We start from the raw sequence: 21,031 nt of genomic DNA, 5'->3' as shown, positions 1-21,031 counted from the left end.
TTCATATACTGGATATAAAATCGTGTTGCTTCTTTTCCACAAAAGAAAAGTACTGTTTTCTCTGCAACCTATCTAGTATAACACAAGACCAGAGCAAAAGATAGTTAAATCCGTCGATAAAGTCATGTAAACGATTTTTTTAAGAAAATGAGACTAAAATTTCAACTATTTCATAAACTTTTTTAAAGCGTAGCAGAATTGTGCAAAAGTTTTTTTCTTGTGCTAGAATGAAATGCGAATAGGAGGAACTCTAAATGTTAACTTATGATTTAATCGTTATCGGATTTGGTAAAGCTGGTAAAACACTAGCTGGTAAATTGGCTTCAGCTGGCAAAAAAGTTGCCCTCGTTGAACGTAGCAAAGCTATGTACGGTGGAACTTGTATCAACATTGGTTGTATCCCAACTAAAACTTTGCTGGTTGCTGCTGAGAAAGACTTGTCTTTTGAAGAAGTCATTGCTACAAAAAATACTATCACAGGTCGCCTCAACGGTAAAAACTATGCAACTGTTGCGGGTACAGGTGTCGATATTTTTGATGCGGAAGCTCACTTCCTTTCAAATAAAGTCATCGAAATCCAAGCTGGTGATGAAAAACAAGAATTGACTGCTGAAACTATCGTCATCAACACTGGTGCTATTTCAAACGTCTTGCCAATTCCAGGACTTGCTACAAGCAAAAACGTCTTTGACTCAACAGGTATCCAAAACTTGGACAAATTGCCTGAAAAACTTGGTGTCCTTGGTGGCGGAAACATCGGTCTTGAATTTGCTGGCCTTTACAACAAACTTGGAAGCAAGGTTACAGTCCTAGATGCCTTGGATACTTTCCTACCTCGTGCAGAACCTTCCATCGCAGCTCTTGCTAAACAATACATGGAAGAAGACGGTATTGAATTGCTTCAAAACATCCGTACTACTGAAATCAAAAACGACGGCGATCAAGTCCTTGTCGTAACTGAAAACGAAACTTACCGTTTCGATGCTCTTCTCTACGCAACTGGACGTAAACCAAACGTAGAACCACTTCAACTTGAAAATACAGATATTGAACTTACTGAACGTGGCGCTATTAAAGTAGACAAACATTGTCAAACAAACGTTCCTGGTGTCTTTGCAGTTGGAGATGTCAACGGTGGCCTTCAATTTACTTACATTTCACTTGATGACTTCCGTGTTGTTTACAGCTACCTTGCTGGAGATGGCAGCTACACACTTGAAGACCGTCTCAATGTACCAAATACTATGTTCATCACACCTGCACTTTCACAAGTTGGTTTGACTGAAAGCCAAGCAGCTGATTTGAAACTTCCATACGCTGTCAAGGAAATCCCTGTTGCAGCAATGCCTCGCGGCCATGTAAATGGAGACCTTCGTGGTGCCTTCAAAGCTGTTGTCAATACTGAAACAAAAGAAATTCTTGGAGCAAGCATCTTCTCAGAAGGTTCTCAAGAAATCATCAACATCATCACTGTTGCCATGGACAACAAGATTCCTTACACTTACTTCACAAAACAAATCTTCACTCACCCAACCTTGGCTGAGAACTTGAATGACTTGTTTGCGATTTAAGTTGAGATTTAATCGTATTGAACAGCCCTCTCTGGGCTGTTTTTACTTCTGCGAAACACCAAATCCGTCTTTTCCCTCTTTTATGATATAATAGAAACATGAAATTAAAAACTACTTTGGGCCTCCTAGCTGGGCGTTCTTCTCACTTCATCTTGAGCCGTCTTGGCCGTGGAAGTACGCTCCCAGGTAGACTTGCCCTTCAATTTGATAAAGATATTTTACAAAACCTTGCTAAGAACTACGAGATTGTCGTGGTCACTGGAACCAATGGAAAAACCCTGACAACTGCCCTCACTGTCGGCATTTTAAAAGAAGTTTATGGTCAAGTTCTGACCAACCCAAGCGGTGCCAACATGATTACAGGAATTGCGACAACCTTCTTAACAGCCAAATCTTCTAAAACTGGGAAAAATATTGCCGTTCTAGAAATCGATGAGGCCAGTCTATCTCGTATCTGTGACTATATCCAGCCAAGCCTTTTTGTCATCACGAATATCTTCCGTGACCAGATGGACCGCTACGGTGAGATTTACACAACTTATAAGATGATTTTGGATGCCATCCGTAAGGTTCCTACGGCTACTGTTCTCCTCAATGGTGACAGTCCACTTTTCTACAAGCCAACTATTCCAAATCCTGTACAGTATTTTGGTTTTGACTTGGAAAAAGGTCCAGCCCAGCTGGCTCACTACAATACCGAAGGGATTCTCTGCCCTGACTGTCAAGGCATCCTCAAATATGAGCATAATACCTATGCAAACTTGGGCGCCTATATCTGTGAAGGGTGTGGATGTAAACGTCCTGATCTCGACTATCGCTTGACAGAACTGGTTGAGTTGACCAACAATCGCTCTCGCTTTGTCATTGATGGACAAGAATACGGTATTCAAATCGGTGGGCTCTACAATATCTACAATGCCCTAGCTGCTGTTGCCATCGCCCGTTTCCTTGGTGCAGATTCCCAACTCATCAAGCAGGGATTTGACAAGAGCCGTGCTGTCTTTGGTCGTCAGGAAACCTTCCAAATTGGTGACAAGGAATGTACCCTTGTCCTCATCAAGAATCCAGTCGGTGCAACTCAGGCTATCGAGATGATTAAACTAGCACCTTATCCATTTAGTCTATCTGTTCTTCTTAATGCCAACTATGCAGACGGTATCGATACCAGCTGGATTTGGGATGCTGACTTTGAACAAATCACGGACATGGACATTCCAGAAATCAACGCTGGTGGTGTTCGTCATTCTGAAATTGCTCGTCGTCTACGAGTAACAGGCTATCCAGCTGAGAAAATCACTGAGACAAATGATCTGGAACAAGTTCTTAAGACCATTGAGAACCAAGACTGCAAGCATGCTTATATTCTGGCTACCTATACTGCTATGCTTGAATTCCGCGAACTGCTGGCTAATCGTCAGATTGTTAGAAAGGAGATGAACTAATGGTTTATACTTCACTTTCCTCAAAAGCTGGCAATTACCCTTATCAGCTCAACATTGCCCACCTCTACGGAAATCTTATGAATACCTACGGGGACAATGGAAACATCCTCATGCTCAAGTATGTGGCTGAAAAACTGGGAGCCCATGTGACCGTTGACATCGTTTCTCTCCATGATGATTTTGATGAAAATTACTATGATATCGCCTTTTTCGGTGGTGGTCAAGACTTTGAACAAAGTATCATTGCTAGTGATTTACCTGCTAAAAAAGAGAGCATTGAAAACTACATTCAAAACGACGGTGTTGTCCTTGCTATCTGTGGTGGTTTCCAACTCTTGGGGCAATATTATATTGAAGCTTCAGGAAAACGTATTGAAGGGCTAGGAGTTATGGGTCACTATACCCTTAACCAGACCAATAATCGCTTTATCGGCGATATCAAGATTCACAATGAAGACTTCGATGAAACCTACTATGGCTTTGAAAATCACCAGGGCCGTACCTTCCTCTCAGACGATCAAAAACCACTGGGACAGGTGGTATATGGAAATGGAAATAACGAAGAAAAAGTCGGAGAAGGGGTTCATTACAAGAATGTCTTTGGTTCCTACTTCCACGGACCTATCCTATCTCGCAATGCCAATCTAGCTTATCGCCTTGTTACCACTGCCCTCAAGAAAAAATATGGTCAGGACATCCAACTCCCTGCCTATGAGGACATTCTCAGCCAAGAAATCGCTGAAGAATACAGCGACGTGAAAAGCAAGGCTGACTTTTCTTAAACAAAGGGAAATTATATCAAAGAACTCCGTTATCTTGTCGGAGTTCTTTTTGTCTGTTCTTTTACCCTTCTCCCTTGCATTTTCTCTCTTTTTTTGCCAAAATAGAGGGGTAGAAAGAAGGTAGCATATGTCTAAATTACAACAAATCGTAACATATCTTGAATCAGAAAAACTAGACGTCGCTGTCGTATCTGACCCCGTCACAATCAATTACCTCACTGGCTTTTACAGTGATCCCCATGAACGCCAAATGTTCCTTTTTGTCCTAGCAGATCAGGAACCCCTCCTCTTTGTCCCAGCTCTTGAAGTTGAGCGTGCAAGCAGCACTGTTTCCTTCCCAGTTGTGGGCTATGTGGATTCTGAAAACCCATGGCAAAAAATGAAACATGCTCTTCCACAACTTGACTTCAAACGTGTCGCTGTTGAGTTTGACAATCTCATCTTGACCAAATATCATGGTTTAAAAACCGTTTTTGAAACTGCTGAGTTTGACAACCTCACTCCTCGCATCCAACGCATGCGCCTCATCAAATCAGCTGACGAAGTGCAAAAAATGATGGTTGCAGGTCTCTATGCTGACAAGGCTGTTAATGTTGGTTTTGATAATATTTCTCTTGATAAGACAGAGACAGATATCATCGCCCAAATTGACTTTGCCATGAAGCGTGAAGGTTATGAAATGAGTTTTGATACCATGGTCTTAACTGGTGATAATGCTGCAAATCCACACGGCATTCCAGCAGCTAATAAGGTTGAAAATGATACTCTTCTCCTCTTTGACCTCGGTGTTCTAGTCAACGGCTATGCGTCAGATATGACTCGTACAGTCGCAGTCGGCAAACCTGACCAATTCAAGAAAGACATTTATAACTTGACTCTTGAAGCCCAACAAGCTGCTCTTGACTTTATCAAACCAGGTGTGACTGCCCATGAAGTGGACCGCGCTGCCCGTGAGGTCATCGAAAAAGCTGGTTACGGTGAGTACTTCAACCACCGTCTTGGTCATGGTATCGGTATGGATGTCCACGAATTCCCATCTATTATGGAAGGAAACGACATGGTCATCGAAGAAGGCATGTGCTTCTCTGTTGAACCAGGTATCTATATCCCTGGTAAAGTCGGTGTTCGTATTGAAGACTGCGGTGTTGTTACCAAGGATGGCTTTGACCTCTTTACAAGCACCAGCAAAGACTTGCTTTATTTTGATTAATATTCATCTAATACTCAATGAAAATCAAAGAGCAAACTAGGAAACTAGCCGCAGGTTGCTCAAAACACTGTTTTGAGGTTGTAGATAAGACTGATGAAGTCAGTAACCATATCTACGGCAAGACGATGTTGACGCGGTTTGAAGAGATTTTTGAAGAGTATAAAATCTTCCCACAATAAAACGCATAGTATCAAGTTTTCAACACCTGATACTATGCGTCTTTCTTATTTGAAAGACTTTTGACTCAGTCTCTTTACTTAATCTTCTTGATACTTTGACTAAGAATAAATCCTACAATCATCCCTACTATATTTTGCATGAAATTTGGTAGAATTTCTGGTAGGGCTGATGCCCAGCCATTCATCAATGTAGAACCCAAGGCGTAACCCCCTACCATAGCAATCGTTGCTAAGATAAGGCCTAACAACTGAGTTTTTCCTTTAAATCCTGCGAAAAATCCCTGCAAGCCATGGTTGACCAAGCTAAAGAACATCCACTGAGGATAGCCTGATAAGAGGTCAATCAAAAAACCTGCTAGTCCTCCTACTACAGCCCCTTCACGACTACCAAAGTAGAAGGCCGTAAAGAAGACACCCGCATCTAAAAGAGTTAGAATGCCTGTCGGTGTTGGAATTTTTAAGAAATAACCTAGAACCACAGAGAGGGCGGTTAATAGGGATACAAGGGCGATTTTAGTTGTTTTGGTTTGCTTCATATTGTCTTACTCCATACTGATCTGCTTGTGCGATGGCACGGTAAACGAAAGCCTTAGAGCTTTCTACTGCTGCTAAAAGTTCATCACCTTTAACCAAGTTACTGGCAATGCTTGAGGCAAAGGTACAACCTGCACCAGCATTTTGCCCTTGGATAACAGGATTTTCTAGGACTGTAAAGTTTTGTCCATCATAAAAGACATCCACAGCCTTGTCCTGACTAAGGCGATTGCCTCCCTTGATAATGACTGCTGGCGCTCCTAAGTCATGCAATTTCTGAGCTGCAGTTTTCATGTCTTCCAAGGTTTTAATTTCCTGACCTGCCAATAATTCTGCTTCAGGAAGATTAGGCGTAATCACACTGACATAAGGGAAGAAGCGAATCAATTCTTGGCAGAGTTCACTTACAGCTACGTCGTGTGTTTCCTTGCAAACCAAGACAGGATCCAGAACCACAGGCACTCCTGGGCGTTGTTTGATAAAGTCCAAAGCCTTCTCAGCCACACTGACAGTAGGAAGAAGACCAATCTTAATTCCCCCAAACTCCACATCACGCAAGCTATCTAATTCATGTTGAAAAATGGCATCGTCAGTTGGAAAGACTTCAAAGCCCTTTTCCGTCAAGGCTGTCAAGCAAGTCACTGCTACAAAGCCATGCAAGCCGTTCAAGTTATAGGTAGCCAAATCAGCTGACAGGCCACCACCACTAAAAATATCATTCCCAGAAAGTGCTAAAATACGATTATTCTTCATAACGAATCTCCTTTAAATATAAACCATTTGGTGCTGCAGTGGGACCTGCAAGCTGCCTGTCCTTTTTCTCCAAGATGAGGTCAATCTGCTCTACTGGCATACGGTTGTTGCCGATTTTGAGCAGCGTCCCCACCATATTGCGGATCTGCTTATACAAGAAACCATTTCCTGAAAAGGTAAAGGTCAAAAACTGACCTGTCTCATTAACTGTTAAACTAGCTTCTGTGATGGTTCGAACCTTATCCTCTACACTAGTCCCAGAGGCTGTAAAGCCAGTGAAATCATGGGTTCCCTCTAACTTTTTGATTGCAATCTGCATGCGTTCCACATCGAGTGAATAGGGAAAGTGAGTGGCATAGTGACGGCGCATAGGATTCTTGGGACGGCCCCTATCCACGATAAACTCATAGGTCTTACTGTGCTTGGCATAACGGCAATGAAAATCATCCGCCACAAGCTCAATCGAAATCACATCAATATCTTCAGGGGACTGGGTGTCCAAAGCAAAACGGAGCTTCTCCTCATCCATTTGATAAGGCAGGTCAAAATGAATCACCTGTCCCAGGGCATGAACCCCACTATCTGTCCTACCAGCACCGTGAACAGTAATAGCTTGCCCCTTATTTAACCTGGTCAAGGTTTTTTCTATTTCTTCCTGAACGCTACGCGCATGGGGCTGGCGTTGAAAGCCTGCAAAGGCGTAACCATCATAGGAAATAGTTGCTTTATATCTCGTCATAACTTCTATTTTATCAAGAAAATAATCTGAAAACAAGGTTCAAAAACAAATATTGTCTGGGTGCAAAATTCACAAAAAGAAAAACTTAGGAAACCAATCCTAAGCTCTCTTTTGAAGTAAGTACATGACAAAGATAGAGGTTACAATCAACCACCCTCCTAAGATACTAAAGACCAACATACCATTGTGACTTAGTAAGCCAATCGCACCTAGAACGAATGGAGTCGTAAAAGCTCCGAAACTACAGCCTAATACAGCAAATGAAGTTGCTTGATTGAGGAGTTTAGCTGGAATTCGTTCAGAGACCAGTTGAAAGACCGTCGTCAAGGCTACACTGTAGGCAAAACCAGCCAGAATACTCCCTGCCACTACCACCCACAAGGATGGAGACAAGGCAATCACAATTTGCCCTAAGCCGAAGGTAATACCAGACCAGAGGAGCAATTTTTCCTTAAAGATAGAAATCAAGAAAGAAAAACTCACCCCAGCCACAATCCCAATCAACTGCATGATACTAAGAACAAAACTAGATAACTGGGCATCTCCAAGTCCTCTTTCCACCATCAAACTTGGAATACGGATGGTAATAGCTGTATTGGTACAAACTACAACTGCCGCTTCAATAGCTAGGGTAAAAATCAAGCCTTTCATTTCTCGAGTTAAGCGACTTACTTCCTTCGCTTTTTTCTTGACTTCTTTCTTTTCCTTTCCATAAGGGACAAAGAGCAGATAAAGGGTCAGTACCAAAAATCCAGCACTATAGGCTAGGAAGGTAGCTGTCCAACCGAAGGCCAACAATTGGCCGACTGCCAAGGTAATGAGAGAAGCCCCAACGACCTCTGCAGAACCGCGTAGCCCTAACATCTGAATTCGCGTTTTTCCTTGATAGCGTTCACTGATAATGGAAATGGCCTTGGCATTAATCATCCCAACACCCAAACCAAAAAGAATCCGTGTTCCAAAAACAAAGGGGTAGGCTTGATACCAGAAAGGTGCGATTCCACTAAGAGATAATATTAGCAAGCCCAAACTAATCTGTAATCGCTCAGGAAATATTTTTTCTAAGAAACCATTTAGTAGTAACATAATCATGATCCCGAAGGAAGGCAAGCTCGCCAAGAGCTCAATTTGTTCCTTAGGATAGCCTTGATAATAGTCAAACATGGCTGGCAGGGCACTCGAGATGGAAAAGGATGTAATCAAAACGAGGGAGAGAGCCAAAATACTGGCCCGTTCTAAAAATTGTTTCATGAAATCTCTTTCTATATTTCTCTTAGTCTTCTAATTTTTTGATAGTTATCAAACAGGCAAGAAAAGAAGAAGCCTCTTTAGTGTATAGACTCCTTCTTAAACTAGAAAATAAATCCCTTGTATCTTAGGATGACTTTCTCTTGATTTGCTTAATAAAGTAGAAGATAAATCCTGCCACCATATAGGCAACAAAGATAATCAGACACCACTTGAACACGACATCCCACCCCTTGTTCACATTCAAAAAGAAGTAAGGGAAGGGACTGACCTTAGAATTAGGAACATCAAGTTTCAGTACCAAGCCATTAAAAAGAGCAAAAATCATATACAGCAAGGGTAAAATCGTCCACACAACTGGATCCCAAATCTTGTATTGACCCTGTTTGTCAAAAAAGAGGGTATCTGCGAAAAACCAAAGGGGAACGATATAGTGGCAAAGAAAATTTTCCAGAGTATAGAAATTAGTCGCAATGGGCGCTAAGAGGAAATGGTAAATCACACAGGTAATCATGATACTCATGGTGACCCCACCTTTTAAGCGCAAGAGACTTGGCCTTTGCCAGTCTTCACCTAAACGGCTCATAACCTTTAGGAGATAGAGCGTAAAAATCGCGACTAAAAGGTTGGACAGAACCGTATAGTAGAGAAGCATCCCAAAGCCACCATGCTTGGCGATTTCAAGATAAACTCCCGTAAAAGCCGCTAGAAACAAGAAGATACGGCTATAAAATACAAGTTTGTAGTGCTTTGACATGCTTAAATTTTCTTCACAAACTCAGATTTGAGTTTCATGGCACCAAAACCATCAATTTTACAATCGATATTGTGGTCGCCTTCTACGATGCGAATATTTTTCACGCGCGTCCCTTGTTTCAAATCTTTTGGCGCACCTTTTACTTTCAAATCCTTGATGAGGGTTACAGTATCACCGTCAGCCAATTTATTTCCGTTGGCATCGATAGCAACAAGGCCCTCTTCTACATCTGCAACTTCAGCAGGATTCCACTCATAAGCACACTCTGGGCAAACCAGTAGGGCACCGTCTTCGTAGACATACTCTGAGTTACATTTTGGGCAATTTGGTAAGTTATTCATGGTTTCTCCTTATCATCATTCACTATTCTTTGAAAATCAAAATTTCTCGAACAGCAACTATTATACCTTAAAATCAGCATTTTGACAAATGAGTCGCCGGAGAAGCAAAGAAAAAATCATGTAACTTTGTCTGCTACATGATTTTTAAAAGATAGTTTATCATGAGTAGTGATACAGAAACTCATGATAGAAAGGGATGCATTTATCTTACAAACCAGGTGCTTGTCCAAGTTCTGCCGCAAGCATCCAAACCGTTTTCTCAAGTTCAGCTTTAGCACCAACAAAGATATCGTTTGTCACATCATCACCTTCTTCATCAGTAACATCCAAAGCTTTTTGGAACAGAGTGATGAGATAACGATAAACATCTAGGACACGTTCCAAGCTTTCTTCAACACTACGGAATTCTCCTTCTTCTTCTTCGATTTCACTATGTTGAAGGAATTCTGTCAAAGTAGAGAATGGGCTTCCACCAAGTGTGATCAAGCGTTCGCTGATTTCATCCAATTGGCCATCAAGAGCTTCCATATACTCATCCATTTTTGGATGCCATACAAGGAAACCACGACCACGCATGTACCAGTGCACTTGGTGCAAGGCAACGTGGGCTACGTATAAATCAGCAACAGCTTGGTTCAAGACTTCCTTTGTTTTTGCCAATGCTACTGGCGCTGCTTTTGTCAATGATGTTACGTCTTTTACTGCTTCTTTTTTCAATTCTACCATTTTATTTTACCTCATTCATTATTATTTGTAACCACTTCTTAGTGTTTACTCCCTTAGTATACTACTAATGAAAACCAATAGCAAGCCAAATGACTCACATGAGAAAAGTTGCAATAGACTGATAATTTAAGAAAAGTTTAGTTAGTTCTGATTAGCTCACTTTATCAGATTTACTTGAAAATTGGCTATGGTAAAGATCATAATAAAAGCCTTTTGCTTAGAGTGAGCTTTCGCAATTTCTCTGCTCAATAACCTGTCCATCCTTAAGAACGAGAATCTTATTTGCTTCTTGAATATTAGAGAGACGGTGAGCGATGATAAAGCTGGTTCTTCCTTTCATCAAGCGTTTCATAGCTTTTTGAATTAAAAGTTCCAAATGGGTATCAACAGAGGAAGTCGCTTCATTCAAAATAAGAATTTTAGAATTGTCTAAGAGAGCACTCGCGATGATCAACAATTGTTTTTGCCTGAGGGAAATATTGCTAGAGTCTTGGTTCATCTCCATGTTATAACCACCAGGAAGAGTTCGGATAAAGTTGTCTACATTTTCTGCTTTAGTAGAAAAAAGAAAGGACGATATTTGTCCTTTCTCGATTTTAGTTTTTCTTCAACCCAATAATGTTGATAAAGAGTCGATTATTTTACAAAGTCAAGCAAAGCCAAGAAGCTTTCTGCTTCAAGTGACGCACCACCTACAAGGGCACCGTCAACGTCTGGGCAAGCCATGTATGAAGCAACGTTTTCAGGTTTAACAGAACCACCGTATTGAACACGAACTTTGTCTGCAACTTCTTGACCGAAGTCAGCAGCTACAACGTCACGAACAACTTTACACATTTTTTGTGCATCGTCTTGTGAAGCTGATTTACCAGTACCGATAGCCCAGATTGGCTCATAAGCGATAACTGATGCAGCAACTTGTTCAGCAGTCAATCCAGCCAATGCAGCCGATACTTGAGCACCTACAAACTCAGCAGCTTTACCAGCTTCGTAAGTTTCAAGTGACTCACCACAACAGATGATTGGAAGCATACCGTTTGCAAAGATTGCTTTTGCTTTTTTGTTGATGTCTTCGTCAGTTTCATGGAAGTAGTCACGGCGTTCTGAGTGACCGATAACAACGTAGTCTGTACCGATTTCTTTCAAAACTTGTGGGCTTGTTTCACCAGTGAAAGCACCTGCATTTTCAAAGTAGCAGTTTTGAGCAGCAACTTTAAGGTTTGAGCCTTTTGCAGCAGCAAGAACAGTTGTCAAATCAAGAGCTGGAGCCGCGATACCTGCTTCAACAAGATCTGATGAAGGAAGTTTTGATGCAACTGCTTCAACAAATGCTTTAGCTTCTTCTGGATTTTTGTTCATTTTCCAGTTACCAGCGATAAATGGTTTACGTGACATTTCACATACCTCTTTTTTCAATTTATTTTCTATTTATTTTATCACAATTATACACAGCTTGCAAATCTTACTCGGATTTCAAGCCTGCTTACATGGATTAATCCTTCCAGAGATCCATAGCATTTCTGAAATCTGCAGATACCTGTGTCAACTGAGGATTGCTTGCTTCTCTATCTGCTCGTTTAGCCTCCACTTGAGCCACACTTTTGATGCCTTCATGGCGCCAGTTTCTTAAAATCGCCTGAATGTACTTCCAGTTTGGTTTTCCATTCAAAACCGCTTCACGAAGAGCTTCCTTAATCAAGTCAGCACTGGTTCCATCTTCCTTTAGTGTCTTGGTCAAATCCTCAATCTCAAAAGGCGTCAACAAGCGCCCCAACTCCTGTTGGAAGGTTTCCACCAAATCCTTGAGTTGATTTTGAGGTGTCAACTGATCTGAATTCGAATGAGCAACTCCAAACAAGTCATCCAAACGTTCCAAAGCTAAACTAGCATCAAAAAGCAATTCGATTTCACCATTTAATTCGATGGTTCGATACTGAAGCAGTCCCCTCTCCGTCAGATTGGAAATGGCCTGATTGACATCCGAAATCTCCTTGCCAATCCTTTCAGCAATCTGGCTTGGCGACATTTCATCCAAGCCTGTCGTATTTTGCAAATAGAAAAATTGCCAGACCAGAAAATCGTCGCTAGAAGGAAAGAGTTCCTTAAAATGCAAGAGCAGGGCACTCGGTAAAACCAAGTTCCCTGATTTAAAAGCGTCTAAATATGTCATAATTCCTCTTATAAATACCCAAATGCGGATGCATCATCTTCTATTTTTCTCCAGTCAAAAGGGGTTTCCTGATAGACCGCATAATTCACCCAGTTACTGAAAAAGAGGGCTGCTGATGAAGACCAACAAAGACAAGGTGTCTGATTAACATCATCATCCTTAAAGTAATTTTCTGGAATATGTGGGTCTAAACCTGCATCACGATCCCTAAAATACTCTTTTGCCAAGGTATCACGGTCATACTCCAAATGCCCAAAACTATAAATTTCTCGTAAATCCCGACTGGCCAAAATCGAAACCCCAACCTGCGGGCCCTCTGATAAAATCTCAAGATTGGTTTTATTTAAGACTTCTTCCTTAGAAATCTCCGTATGCCGAGAATGAGGGGATACGTAGCTATCGTCAAATCCTCTAAAGAGAAGATGCCCTTCCTTTAAAGTGTCCTGAGGATAGATACCCGATAACTTACTGTCCATCTGGTGTTTTTCCACTCCATAGCGAAGATAGAGTCCAGCCTGAGCTCCCCAACAGATATGAAGGGTCGAATAGACATGGGTCTTGGACCACTCAAGCACCTGACTGAATTCCTCCCAATAGTCCACTTCCTCAAATGGTAAATGCTCAATCGGAGCCCCTGTGATAATCATCCCATCAAAATACTCGTCCTTGACTTCAGGAAAAGTTTTATAAAAAGTCTCCATATGCTCTGCACGAGTCGTCTTGGAACGGTGGCTCTCCATATAGAGAAAGTCTATGTCCAATTGCAAAGGAGTATTTGCTAAATGCCGTAACAACTGGGTCTCTGTGACCACTTTTTTGGGCATTAGGTTTAAAATCAAAATTTTCAAGGGACGGATATCTTGGTGGGCCGCACGTTGATCATCCATGACAAAGATATTCTCTGTCCGTAAAATCTCAACAGCTGGCAATTTTTTATCAATTCTAATCGGCATAACCTTCTCCTAACTGTACTCTTTTAGAAATAATTGAATGTGTTTGAAGTCAAATCTCAAACATCTAGTCCTTTTATTATACTGCAAGAAGATATAGTTTTCAATTATAGTTTTTCTCTAACTAGCTATAGTTTATTTTTATATCCTAATGTAGAGAAAACAGCCCTAGGGACTGTTTTTCATTAATAATGCATAAGAACTTTGTAGTCGTAGTCACCGATTTTTTCACGGCCCTTCAATTCATCCAATTCAACAAGGAAGGCACAACCTGCTACAACACCACCAAGTTTTTCAATCATCTCGATAGTTGCCTTAACAGTTCCACCTGTTGCCAAGAGGTCATCCACGATAAGAACACGTTGACCTGGCTTGATGGCATCCGCGTGCATAGTCAAGGTATCAACACCGTACTCTTTTTCATAGTCAGCAGAAATGACTTCACGTGGTAATTTTCCTGGCTTACGAACAGGTGCAAAACCAATTCCCAACTCAAAGGCAACTGGACAGCCCACGATAAAACCACGAGCTTCAGGACCTACAATCATGTCAATTTTCTTGTCAGTCGCATACTGAACGATTTCACGAACAGCATAGCTGTAAGCATTCCCATCAGCCATCAAAGGACTGATATCACGGAAGGTAATCCCTTCCTTTGGATAATTTTCAATTGTTGCAATGTAATCTTTTAAATTCATCTTTTTCTTTCTTTCAAAGTTTTTTACTCTCTATTATAGCATATTTTTTAAGAAAGAAAAAAGGAAAAGTTAACTTCAATAATTATCTAACAATTTGACGATTTATGACTAGCCATAGCAATAAATCCCAAGTTCTTTTTATTCTTATTAAACATTTTATACATAGTTAAAAACTGCTTTCTATTCTCCTTTTTACAAGCATTTACACAAATTTTCAAGGTTCCTAGCCAACCTTCGTCATAAATCATACCTGATAATTTCATTAATGTCATTTCACCAGTCAATACTTTCACATCACAATAACCTGATTCTATCATCACCTGTTCCCAACCATCTTGAGTTAAAGGACCTACATTTACATGAATTGCTTGTGACAGTTCCTGTCTGACAGACTCTTTAGCTTCCTTAAGAAGCACATCATGTGTCAAGAGAAGGCCTCCAGGTTTTAAAACCCTTAGATATTCCATTACACATTTTTTCTTAGCTTGATCGGCTTGCATAGTCAGCATAGCTTCATTTATAACAATATCAAAACTAGCATCTTCATAAGGAAGTTTCATTGCATTAGCTCTTTCAAAACTGATTAAATGAGCAACACCTGCCGTTTCAGCAGATTTTTTAGCCACTTCTAAGGCTTGTCCATCCATATCAACAGCAGTTATCTTACAACCAAAACGCTGTGCCAACTCAATTGCTGTAGTTCCCCTATTACACGCAACCTCTAGTATTCTCTTTTCTTTTGAAAATCCGCCTTCTGCAATTAACCAATCTGTGGCACGTTTTCCACCTGGACGTAAGCGTTTTTTCCCCAATTTTGCTAAAAACTTATGACCTGCTTCTGACATTTGAACACCTCTGTTTTTTCTTCATTATAACATAAAATGATATTGTCTAATAATTCTAATCTAGTTTTTGATGAACTATAATCAAATGCATACAGTCTGCCATGATTATATCATAAATCTATTAATCACCTCTCTAGATCAAATTCAATTGCTCATGTAGTTTACGCATATAGGTTACGACTACATATTTGTACTTTAGAGTTGCTGGCCTCCTTATCCGCTATATACGCTTTACTATCACGTGACTATTCGTATAGCCAAGATTTCTATATCTCTTTCTCTGCCGATTCTTATTTCCAACGTCAGACTTAAACAGTCTATCCTAATTCCGTTCGATCAGCTACTCACAATAGTTAGACTTGGGAATCACTTTTGGGTTTACTAGTATATGATCCCCGCAGAAGATTTACACCTCAGATGAACGGAATGTTCGTCGCACCTAAAAAAACGAGTACTTTCGTACTCGTTCTCTGATATAAACTACTGATTAAAGTGAGTTTACGTCAACTTTGATACCAACACCTTGAGTAGTTGTGATAGTCAAGTTTGTTACGTAAGTTCCTTTAGCTGTAGCTGGTTTTGCTTTTTGGATTGTTTCGTTGAAAGCTTTGAAGTTTTCAACCAATTTTTCAGCTTCAAATGATACTTTACCAATGATTGCTTGAACGTTACCTGCACGGTCAGCACGGTAAGTGATTTTACCACCTTTAGACTCTTCAACTGCTTTAGCAACATCCATTGTTACAGTACCAGTTTTAGGGTTTGGCATCAAGTTACGTGGTCCAAGGACACGTCCAAGACGTCCAACAAGAGCCATCATGTCAGGTGTAGCAATAACTACGTCGAAGTCCAACCAACCGTCGTTGATTTTAGCAACAAGGTCATCTTCACCAACAAAGTCTGCACCAGCAGCCTTTGCTTCTTCAGCTTTTGCACCACGTGCGAAAACAAGAACGCGTGAAGTTTTACCAGTACCGTTTGGCAATACCATTGCTCCACGGATTTGTTGGTCAGCTTTTTTAACGTCGATGTTCAAGTTGTAAGCAACTTCTACAGTTGCGTCAAATTTTGCAAAGTTAGTTTCTTTTGCAAGTGCTACAGCTTCTTCTACACTGTATGCTTTTGTGCTGTCGATTTTCTCAAGAGCAGCACGAAGTTGTTTGCTTTTTTTAGCCATTTTCTATTCTCCTTGTAAGTGGTTCAATCGATTTTCATCTCCCACGTCACTTCTCGAAATGATGAAGTCTTGCGGGTTTTCAGTCTATTATTTTTCTTTTCCTACGTCGTTAAGTTCCCTTGCTGTACTCATGTACAAGCATCAGTCACTTGCCTAGTATGAAAAGCAACTAATAGACTGCTGTGAGATTTTCTACCGTGTTATTGATTAGTCAACAACAGTGAATCCCATAGAACGAGCAGTACCTTCGATCATACGCATTGCAGACTCAATGTTTGCTGCGTTCAAATCTGGCATCTTAGTTTCTGCAATTTCTTGTACTTGTGCACGAGTAACTGTAGCAACTTTAGTTTTGTTAGGTGTACCTGATCCTTTTTCAACACCTGCAGCTTTTTTCAAAAGAACAGCAGCTGGTGGTGTTTTAGTGATGAAAGTAAATGATTTATCTTCGTAAACTGAGATAACAACTGGAATGATCATACCAGCTTGGTCAGCTGTACGAGCGTTGAACTCTTTTGTGAATCCCATGATGTTGATACCAGCTTGACCAAGAGCAGGTCCAACCGGTGGAGCTGGTGTAGCTTTACCAGCAGGGATTTGCAATTTTACAAGTTTTTCGACTTTTTTAGCCATTTTTAAATCCTCCTTTGTGGTTTTGGCGGTAATTAAAGATTTTTACCTCCCACAAGTATGCTTTACACATACTCATCTATTATACACTATTTATCTGGAATTGCAAGAGAAAAGTTTATTTTTTAATCGACGTAATCTCCACCTTCAAAGCCGAAATACTCTTCCAAACTGAGGCCACTAGCTGCAATCTCTTTAGCCTCTTTTCCGACATAACGAAGGTGCCATTCCTCAGCCATATAGCCTGTTTCTTTTTCCCTACCTTTAAGATAACGGACAACAAAACCATAATCAGCCGCATGGTCCAAGAGCCATTGGGCCGCTTTTTCTTCTGTCACCAAATCACCATTTGTCCCAATCACATCAAAGGCCAAGCCTGTCTGGTGCTCGCTATAGCCAGGGCGGGCAGAGTAACGGTCTGCTGCAGCCTTTCCATCTTTATTGACATAATCTTGATAGAGCTTAGTCTGAGTCTCGTAACTTCTAAAACCACTGTATTGATCACTAATTGGGAAGCCTGCCTCTTGCATCGCTTTGATGAGTTTGACCAACTCAGCCTTGGCTGTTGGATTTTCCCCTGGATTGTAGTCTTTAGATAATGGATAGTGTTTATTTGCTACGATAATTTCATCGTATTTCCCTTGAATACTGTAGTAGTCACCTTTATTAACCACTTCTGCTTTTTTCTGGGTGGCTTCTTGAGTCTTATTTCCGACTGTTCCATCAGCTTTAGCTGTTTGTTCTGTCTTAGCTGCTCCATCTTCATTTTTTGCTTTTTCTTGTGAACAAGCTGCTAGACTCAAGGCTAGCAAGGCTGTCAAGACAAGGTATCTTTTTTTCATTTCTACTCCTTTATTTCTAATAGGTTGTCTACTTCTGGCGATAAACGTTTGACTAATTGTTTAATCTCATCAGGTTTTACTTGGCAGGTTTCTGCTGTCATTTCTTCAAAGGGAACCCACCAGACTGGACCACGTCCCTTGAGACCGTGACCATTCATATCACCTCTTCGTCTAGGAAACAGATGCCAATGAAGATGGGCATCACCATTTCCTAGCAGTTCGATATTCATTTTCTCGGCAGTAAAGGCCTTGGCAACTGCCTCTTGGACTAAACTCATTTCCTCTAGAAAACGGATTCTAGTTTCCTTCTCTAAATGATGCAATTCGGTGACGTGTTCCTTGGCTAGAAAGAGACTATAGCCTGCAAAATACTGGTGATCTCCAATCACAAGATAGCCTGTTTCTAGTTCTCTCACAAAGTAGGGATTTTCCCCAGCTTTAATGAGCTCAATTCTCTGGCAAATCAAACACATATTAGTCTACCAATATGCTCTTAAGATAAGCATCAACCATACGTTCCGTTGCGACCACCGAGTCAATATGAGTGCGCTCATATGAGTGGCTAGACTCGATACCAGCACCGAGAAGGGCGTGTTTGACTTCTGCCCCTGCAGACATAGCTGCTGAAGCGTCCGAACCATAAAATGGATAGATATCCAGCTTAAATGGAATATCTTGCTCTTTAGCCAAAGCAACCAAGTGTTGACGGAAGTCGTAGTGATAAGGTCCAGAAGCATCCTTGACACAGATAGACACTGTATATTCGTCTGTTTGCTGGTCATCTCCCATAGCTCCCATATCCACAGCCAGATATTCTACTACCTGAGCAGGAATGTTAGAATTAGCACCATGCCCCACTTCTTCAAAGACTGAAAAAGCAAAATGAGTTGTTACGGGCAATTCAATCTTCTCTTCCTTATAAATACGAAGCAGGTTAAGCAAGATCGCTGCGCTGACCTTATCGTCCAAATGACGAGACTTGATAAAACCTGTCTCTGTCACGACAGTTCGTGGATCAAAGCTGATAAAATCACCGACCTCAATCCCCAAGGCACGAGTTTCTTTTTCATTGGTCACTTTGGCATCCAAACGCACTTCCATATTGTCTTGCGTGCGTTCTGCAGTTCCTGCATCCTTGTAGACATGGCAAGAGGTCTGGTGGAGAAGGATGGTTCCTGATACTTTTTCACCTGTGCTAGCCACATGAACGGTACATTTTTCTCCTTCAATCATGTTCCAAGGGAAACCACCGATACGGTCCATTTTGAGACGGCCGTCTGGTTTAACAGCTCGGACAATAACACCAAGCGTATCCACATGAGCAGTCACATAGCGGTGTTTCTCATTATTTTGACCTTTGATGGTCACATTGACACCGCCCTTAGCTGTGAGAACCGGCTGGTAACCAAAACCTTCTATAGTCTTGACTAAATAGTCCGAAATCTCCCGAGTGAAGCCCGTTGGCGACGCAATGGCTGTCAGTTCTTTGATATATTCTACTGTTTGATTCATTTCTTCACCTCTTTTGCTACCTATTATAACACATTTATCATCGGATAAAAAAAGAAAATCACTCCTGTAGACTTGGCTACAAAAGTGATTTTAGTGATTATTCCATTTCAAAAACATCGCTTTCTTGCTTGTTTGGTAGAACCAATGAGAGCAAGATTCCGACAATAGCTGGTACTAACCATGGGAGTGATGCCTTTGCAAAAGGAAGAGCGTTGACAAGGTTTGCAAGAAACTCAACCTTAAACGAGCTTCCTAGTACGCTTGCAATAGCAATAGCTGTAACCACAGCAATTGTCAACTGCATACCTGGTTTTGAAAGGGCAACAAATTTGTTGACAATGACAATCATAACGATAGCAATCGTGATTGGGTACAAGATAACCAGTACAGGAATGGAGTACTTGATAATCGCATCAAGACCCAAATTAGCAATGGCAAATCCAATCAAAGTAAAGGCTGTCGCATAAACCTTGTAGCTGATTTGTGGGAAACGCTCATTAAAGAACTCAGCTGTTGACACAATCAAACCAACTGTTGTTGTGAAGCAGGTTACGGTAACCATAGCTGCAAGGAAGAGTTGAGCTGTTGAGCCAAAGATTTCTTGAGTGGCTTGTGACAAGATGTAAACACCTGGTGTTCCACCCTTCATCGCTTCAGCTGGTACTGGGAAATGATTTCCAAGGAAACCTAAACCGATGTAAAGAGCGCTGAAAGCAAGGGCTACAACGATACCAACAACCCAAATAGTTGAAATGTATTCTTTCTTACTTGAAAATCCAAGTTGTTTCAAGGTTTGAACTGCGATTACACTGAAGGCAACTGAGGCAAGGGCGTCCAAGGTATTGTAACCTTCTAAGAAACCTGTACCAAAGGCAGAAGCTTGATAAGCAGCTGAAGCAGCTTGAGGACTTGTTCCACCGTATTTAATAGCTCCTAAAACAACCAAGATAACAATTAATATTGCAAAGACTGGTGTTAAAATACGGCCGATACGGTCCAAGATTTTTGATGGATTAAGCGAAATTAGATAAGCTGCTGCAAAATACAGAACTGTAAAGACAATCAAACCAAGACCTTTATTGGCATCCGACAAAAGAGGGCTAATCCCTACTTCGTAAGCTGTTGTAGCTGTACGTGGGATAGCAAAGAATGGACCGATTGACAAGTAAAGGACTGAGAGGTAAAGAGTCGCAAACCAAGGCGCTATCTTTGTTGAAATCTCGTAGATATATCCTTTAGGATTTAGCGTTCCAATAATAAGGGTCAAGACGGCGATACCAACGCCTGAAAAGACAAAACCTGCGATGGCAGGAAGAAAATGTTCTCCAGATAGAGCACCTAGAGAAGGCGGAAAAATCAAGTTCCCCGCACCAAAAAATATTCCAAACAGGAGTAAACCTGTTAGGGCACCTTTTTTAGCCATGAAAATCTCCTTCATATTTATAAAATACTGACCTAGTATATCATGAATAGGAGCATGAAAAAAGCTTCACGAAGTAAATATTGAATGTTTTCAAGATTCTTAAAAATAAGAATTGTCTAAAAATAAAATCCCCTACCCAGTCCACACCAAGTAGGAGAAAATTCTAATGTTTACAGTTCTTCAAAAGTCATCATTCCACCTTGGACATTGATAACCTCATAACCTTGTTCTGATAAGAATTGGCAAGCACGCGCCGATCTCATTCCAGATTTACAAATAACATAATGTAACTGATCCTTGTCCAATTGATCATAAGTATCAGCTAATTGACTCAGAGGAAGATTCTGAGCACCTTCTAAATGAAGAGCTTCAAACTCCTCCACTTCTCTCACGTCCACTAGAGAAAGTTGGTCATTTTGGTAAAGCTGGTAAAATGCGTCAAAGGTTATTTCTTTCATTCTTTTTCTCCTAATACTCTTCGAAAATCAAATTCAAACCACGT

At 40.9% G+C, this 21,031-nt stretch carries 23 protein-coding genes and 1 pseudogene; 4 read left to right on the top strand and 20 right to left on the bottom strand.

All coding sequences use genetic code 11. From position 1 onward, the window contains the following. Window positions 1-254: 254 nt before the first annotated feature. The 4 genes from HMPREF2613_RS01835 to HMPREF2613_RS01820 all read left to right on the top strand — a co-directional run bounded on the left by HMPREF2613_RS01835 (window position 255) and on the right by HMPREF2613_RS01820 (window position 5,005). The gene (locus HMPREF2613_RS01835; protein WP_049544765.1) at window positions 255-1,571 is read left to right on the top strand and encodes an FAD-containing oxidoreductase; all 1,317 of its coding nucleotides are present in this window, start codon (window positions 255-257) and stop codon (window positions 1,569-1,571) included. Window positions 1,572-1,669: 98 nt separating this feature from the next. Beyond that, window positions 1,670-3,013: a lipid II isoglutaminyl synthase subunit MurT gene (gene murT / locus HMPREF2613_RS01830; RefSeq protein WP_070478568.1), complete on the top strand. Its 1,344-nt coding sequence runs from the start codon at window positions 1,670-1,672 to the stop codon at window positions 3,011-3,013. Continuing rightward, window positions 3,013-3,795 carry a lipid II isoglutaminyl synthase subunit GatD gene (gatD, locus tag HMPREF2613_RS01825; protein ID WP_070478566.1) on the top strand — a complete coding sequence of 261 codons (783 nt, stop codon included), beginning with the start codon at window positions 3,013-3,015 and terminating at the stop codon, window positions 3,793-3,795. Before murT ends, gatD begins: the two co-directional genes overlap by 1 nt. A 127-nt stretch (window positions 3,796-3,922) precedes the next feature. Beyond that, window positions 3,923-5,005 (top strand): M24 family metallopeptidase, encoded by a 1,083-nt coding sequence (locus HMPREF2613_RS01820; RefSeq protein WP_070478564.1) that lies wholly within the window; start codon window positions 3,923-3,925, stop codon window positions 5,003-5,005. Window positions 5,006-5,258: 253 nt separating this feature from the next. Here HMPREF2613_RS01820 and HMPREF2613_RS01810 read toward each other — a convergent pair whose 3' ends face one another. From HMPREF2613_RS01810 to HMPREF2613_RS01715, 20 genes and pseudogenes are all read right to left on the bottom strand, one after another. Beyond that, window positions 5,259-5,720 carry an ECF transporter S component gene (locus HMPREF2613_RS01810; RefSeq protein WP_070478561.1) on the bottom strand — a complete coding sequence of 154 codons (462 nt, stop codon included), beginning with the start codon at window positions 5,718-5,720 and terminating at the stop codon, window positions 5,259-5,261. Further along, window positions 5,698-6,471 (bottom strand): bifunctional hydroxymethylpyrimidine kinase/phosphomethylpyrimidine kinase, encoded by a 774-nt coding sequence (locus HMPREF2613_RS01805; protein WP_070478558.1) that lies wholly within the window; start codon window positions 6,469-6,471, stop codon window positions 5,698-5,700. Before HMPREF2613_RS01805 ends, HMPREF2613_RS01810 begins: the two co-directional genes overlap by 23 nt. Beyond that, on the bottom strand, window positions 6,461-7,210 hold the full coding sequence (gene truA / locus HMPREF2613_RS01800; RefSeq protein WP_049510665.1) for a tRNA pseudouridine(38-40) synthase TruA: 750 nt from the start codon (window positions 7,208-7,210) through the stop codon (window positions 6,461-6,463). The genes HMPREF2613_RS01805 and truA overlap by 11 nt, the downstream gene beginning before the upstream one ends. A 99-nt stretch (window positions 7,211-7,309) precedes the next feature. Then, window positions 7,310-8,461, bottom strand: coding sequence for an MFS transporter (locus tag HMPREF2613_RS01795; RefSeq protein ID WP_049510666.1), 1,152 nt, complete (start codon window positions 8,459-8,461; stop codon window positions 7,310-7,312). 124 nt (window positions 8,462-8,585) lie between these two features. Then, entirely contained in the window at window positions 8,586-9,215 is a 630-nt protein-coding gene (locus HMPREF2613_RS01790; protein ID WP_070478556.1) for a Pr6Pr family membrane protein, read from the bottom strand. A 2-nt stretch (window positions 9,216-9,217) separates the two neighbouring features. Continuing rightward, complete coding sequence (locus HMPREF2613_RS01785) at window positions 9,218-9,556, bottom strand: zinc ribbon domain-containing protein YjdM (protein WP_001061596.1); 339 nt, start codon at window positions 9,554-9,556, stop codon at window positions 9,218-9,220. A 207-nt stretch (window positions 9,557-9,763) separates the two neighbouring features. Further along, entirely contained in the window at window positions 9,764-10,282 is a 519-nt protein-coding gene (locus HMPREF2613_RS01780) for a Dps family protein (protein WP_061589881.1), read from the bottom strand. 151 nt (window positions 10,283-10,433) lie between these two features. Continuing rightward, window positions 10,434-10,844: pseudogene (locus HMPREF2613_RS01775) on the bottom strand (ABC transporter ATP-binding protein); the annotation flags it as partial. A 74-nt stretch (window positions 10,845-10,918) separates the two neighbouring features. Then, on the bottom strand, window positions 10,919-11,677 hold the full coding sequence (gene tpiA, locus HMPREF2613_RS01770; RefSeq protein WP_000087893.1) for a triose-phosphate isomerase: 759 nt from the start codon (window positions 11,675-11,677) through the stop codon (window positions 10,919-10,921). A 97-nt stretch (window positions 11,678-11,774) separates the two neighbouring features. After that, complete coding sequence (locus HMPREF2613_RS01765) at window positions 11,775-12,452, bottom strand: DnaD domain-containing protein (protein WP_070478550.1); 678 nt, start codon at window positions 12,450-12,452, stop codon at window positions 11,775-11,777. An 8-nt stretch (window positions 12,453-12,460) separates the two neighbouring features. Continuing rightward, window positions 12,461-13,405, bottom strand: coding sequence for a homoserine O-acetyltransferase MetA (gene metA / locus HMPREF2613_RS01760; RefSeq protein ID WP_070478549.1), 945 nt, complete (start codon window positions 13,403-13,405; stop codon window positions 12,461-12,463). A gap of 182 nt (window positions 13,406-13,587) precedes the next feature. Beyond that, a complete protein-coding gene (locus HMPREF2613_RS01755; protein ID WP_070478547.1) occupies window positions 13,588-14,100 on the bottom strand; it encodes an adenine phosphoribosyltransferase in 513 nt (170 codons plus the stop codon). Window positions 14,101-14,186: 86 nt separating this feature from the next. Further along, complete coding sequence (locus HMPREF2613_RS01750; RefSeq protein ID WP_070478545.1) at window positions 14,187-14,945, bottom strand: class I SAM-dependent methyltransferase; 759 nt, start codon at window positions 14,943-14,945, stop codon at window positions 14,187-14,189. Window positions 14,946-15,432: 487 nt separating this feature from the next. After that, on the bottom strand, window positions 15,433-16,122 hold the full coding sequence (rplA, locus tag HMPREF2613_RS01745; RefSeq protein WP_001085675.1) for a 50S ribosomal protein L1: 690 nt from the start codon (window positions 16,120-16,122) through the stop codon (window positions 15,433-15,435). Window positions 16,123-16,329: 207 nt separating this feature from the next. Then, a complete protein-coding gene (rplK, locus tag HMPREF2613_RS01740; protein WP_001085806.1) occupies window positions 16,330-16,755 on the bottom strand; it encodes a 50S ribosomal protein L11 in 426 nt (141 codons plus the stop codon). A 122-nt stretch (window positions 16,756-16,877) separates the two neighbouring features. Then, complete coding sequence (gene ldcB, locus HMPREF2613_RS01735; protein ID WP_070478544.1) at window positions 16,878-17,594, bottom strand: LD-carboxypeptidase LdcB/DacB; 717 nt, start codon at window positions 17,592-17,594, stop codon at window positions 16,878-16,880. Window positions 17,595-17,596: 2 nt separating this feature from the next. Then, the gene (locus HMPREF2613_RS01730) at window positions 17,597-18,067 is read right to left on the bottom strand and encodes an HIT family protein (protein ID WP_042750444.1); all 471 of its coding nucleotides are present in this window, start codon (window positions 18,065-18,067) and stop codon (window positions 17,597-17,599) included. Window position 18,068: 1 nt separating this feature from the next. Further along, window positions 18,069-19,106: a M42 family metallopeptidase gene (locus HMPREF2613_RS01725; RefSeq protein WP_070478542.1), complete on the bottom strand. Its 1,038-nt coding sequence runs from the start codon at window positions 19,104-19,106 to the stop codon at window positions 18,069-18,071. Between the two features lie 97 nt (window positions 19,107-19,203). After that, on the bottom strand, window positions 19,204-20,529 hold the full coding sequence (gene brnQ, locus HMPREF2613_RS01720) for a branched-chain amino acid transport system II carrier protein (RefSeq protein WP_001074583.1): 1,326 nt from the start codon (window positions 20,527-20,529) through the stop codon (window positions 19,204-19,206). 170 nt (window positions 20,530-20,699) lie between these two features. Next, complete coding sequence (locus HMPREF2613_RS01715; RefSeq protein WP_070478540.1) at window positions 20,700-20,987, bottom strand: rhodanese-like domain-containing protein; 288 nt, start codon at window positions 20,985-20,987, stop codon at window positions 20,700-20,702. Between the last annotated feature and the right edge of the window lie 44 nt (window positions 20,988-21,031).

Source organism: Streptococcus sp. HMSC070B10 (assembly GCF_001808665.1).
Taxonomy (GTDB): Bacteria; Bacillota; Bacilli; order Lactobacillales; family Streptococcaceae; genus Streptococcus.
Note: the sequence above shows the minus strand (reverse complement) of the source record. Positions and strands in the feature narration are given on the sequence as shown.

Excerpts from the sequence above, each read along its gene's own strand:
- HMPREF2613_RS01835 (WP_049544765.1), top strand. The coding sequence starts at position 255 with ATGTTAACTTATGATTTAATCGTTATCGGATTTGGTAAAGCTGGTAAA.
- murT (WP_070478568.1), top strand. The coding sequence starts at position 1,670 with ATGAAATTAAAAACTACTTTGGGCCTCCTAGCTGGGCGTTCTTCTCAC.
- gatD (WP_070478566.1), top strand. The coding sequence starts at position 3,013 with ATGGTTTATACTTCACTTTCCTCAAAAGCTGGCAATTACCCTTATCAG.
- HMPREF2613_RS01820 (WP_070478564.1), top strand. The coding sequence starts at position 3,923 with ATGTCTAAATTACAACAAATCGTAACATATCTTGAATCAGAAAAACTA.
- HMPREF2613_RS01810 (WP_070478561.1), bottom strand. The coding sequence starts at position 5,720 with ATGAAGCAAACCAAAACAACTAAAATCGCCCTTGTATCCCTATTAACC.
- HMPREF2613_RS01805 (WP_070478558.1), bottom strand. The coding sequence starts at position 6,471 with ATGAAGAATAATCGTATTTTAGCACTTTCTGGGAATGATATTTTTAGT.
- truA (WP_049510665.1), bottom strand. The coding sequence starts at position 7,210 with ATGACGAGATATAAAGCAACTATTTCCTATGATGGTTACGCCTTTGCA.
- HMPREF2613_RS01795 (WP_049510666.1), bottom strand. The coding sequence starts at position 8,461 with ATGAAACAATTTTTAGAACGGGCCAGTATTTTGGCTCTCTCCCTCGTT.
- HMPREF2613_RS01790 (WP_070478556.1), bottom strand. The coding sequence starts at position 9,215 with ATGTCAAAGCACTACAAACTTGTATTTTATAGCCGTATCTTCTTGTTT.
- HMPREF2613_RS01785 (WP_001061596.1), bottom strand. The coding sequence starts at position 9,556 with ATGAATAACTTACCAAATTGCCCAAAATGTAACTCAGAGTATGTCTAC.
- HMPREF2613_RS01780 (WP_061589881.1), bottom strand. The coding sequence starts at position 10,282 with ATGGTAGAATTGAAAAAAGAAGCAGTAAAAGACGTAACATCATTGACA.
- tpiA (WP_000087893.1), bottom strand. The coding sequence starts at position 11,677 with ATGTCACGTAAACCATTTATCGCTGGTAACTGGAAAATGAACAAAAAT.
- HMPREF2613_RS01765 (WP_070478550.1), bottom strand. The coding sequence starts at position 12,452 with ATGACATATTTAGACGCTTTTAAATCAGGGAACTTGGTTTTACCGAGT.
- metA (WP_070478549.1), bottom strand. The coding sequence starts at position 13,405 with ATGCCGATTAGAATTGATAAAAAATTGCCAGCTGTTGAGATTTTACGG.
- HMPREF2613_RS01755 (WP_070478547.1), bottom strand. The coding sequence starts at position 14,100 with ATGAATTTAAAAGATTACATTGCAACAATTGAAAATTATCCAAAGGAA.
- HMPREF2613_RS01750 (WP_070478545.1), bottom strand. The coding sequence starts at position 14,945 with ATGTCAGAAGCAGGTCATAAGTTTTTAGCAAAATTGGGGAAAAAACGC.
- rplA (WP_001085675.1), bottom strand. The coding sequence starts at position 16,122 with ATGGCTAAAAAAAGCAAACAACTTCGTGCTGCTCTTGAGAAAATCGAC.
- rplK (WP_001085806.1), bottom strand. The coding sequence starts at position 16,755 with ATGGCTAAAAAAGTCGAAAAACTTGTAAAATTGCAAATCCCTGCTGGT.
- ldcB (WP_070478544.1), bottom strand. The coding sequence starts at position 17,594 with ATGAAAAAAAGATACCTTGTCTTGACAGCCTTGCTAGCCTTGAGTCTA.
- HMPREF2613_RS01730 (WP_042750444.1), bottom strand. The coding sequence starts at position 18,067 with ATGTGTTTGATTTGCCAGAGAATTGAGCTCATTAAAGCTGGGGAAAAT.
- HMPREF2613_RS01725 (WP_070478542.1), bottom strand. The coding sequence starts at position 19,106 with ATGAATCAAACAGTAGAATATATCAAAGAACTGACAGCCATTGCGTCG.
- brnQ (WP_001074583.1), bottom strand. The coding sequence starts at position 20,529 with ATGGCTAAAAAAGGTGCCCTAACAGGTTTACTCCTGTTTGGAATATTT.
- HMPREF2613_RS01715 (WP_070478540.1), bottom strand. The coding sequence starts at position 20,987 with ATGAAAGAAATAACCTTTGACGCATTTTACCAGCTTTACCAAAATGAC.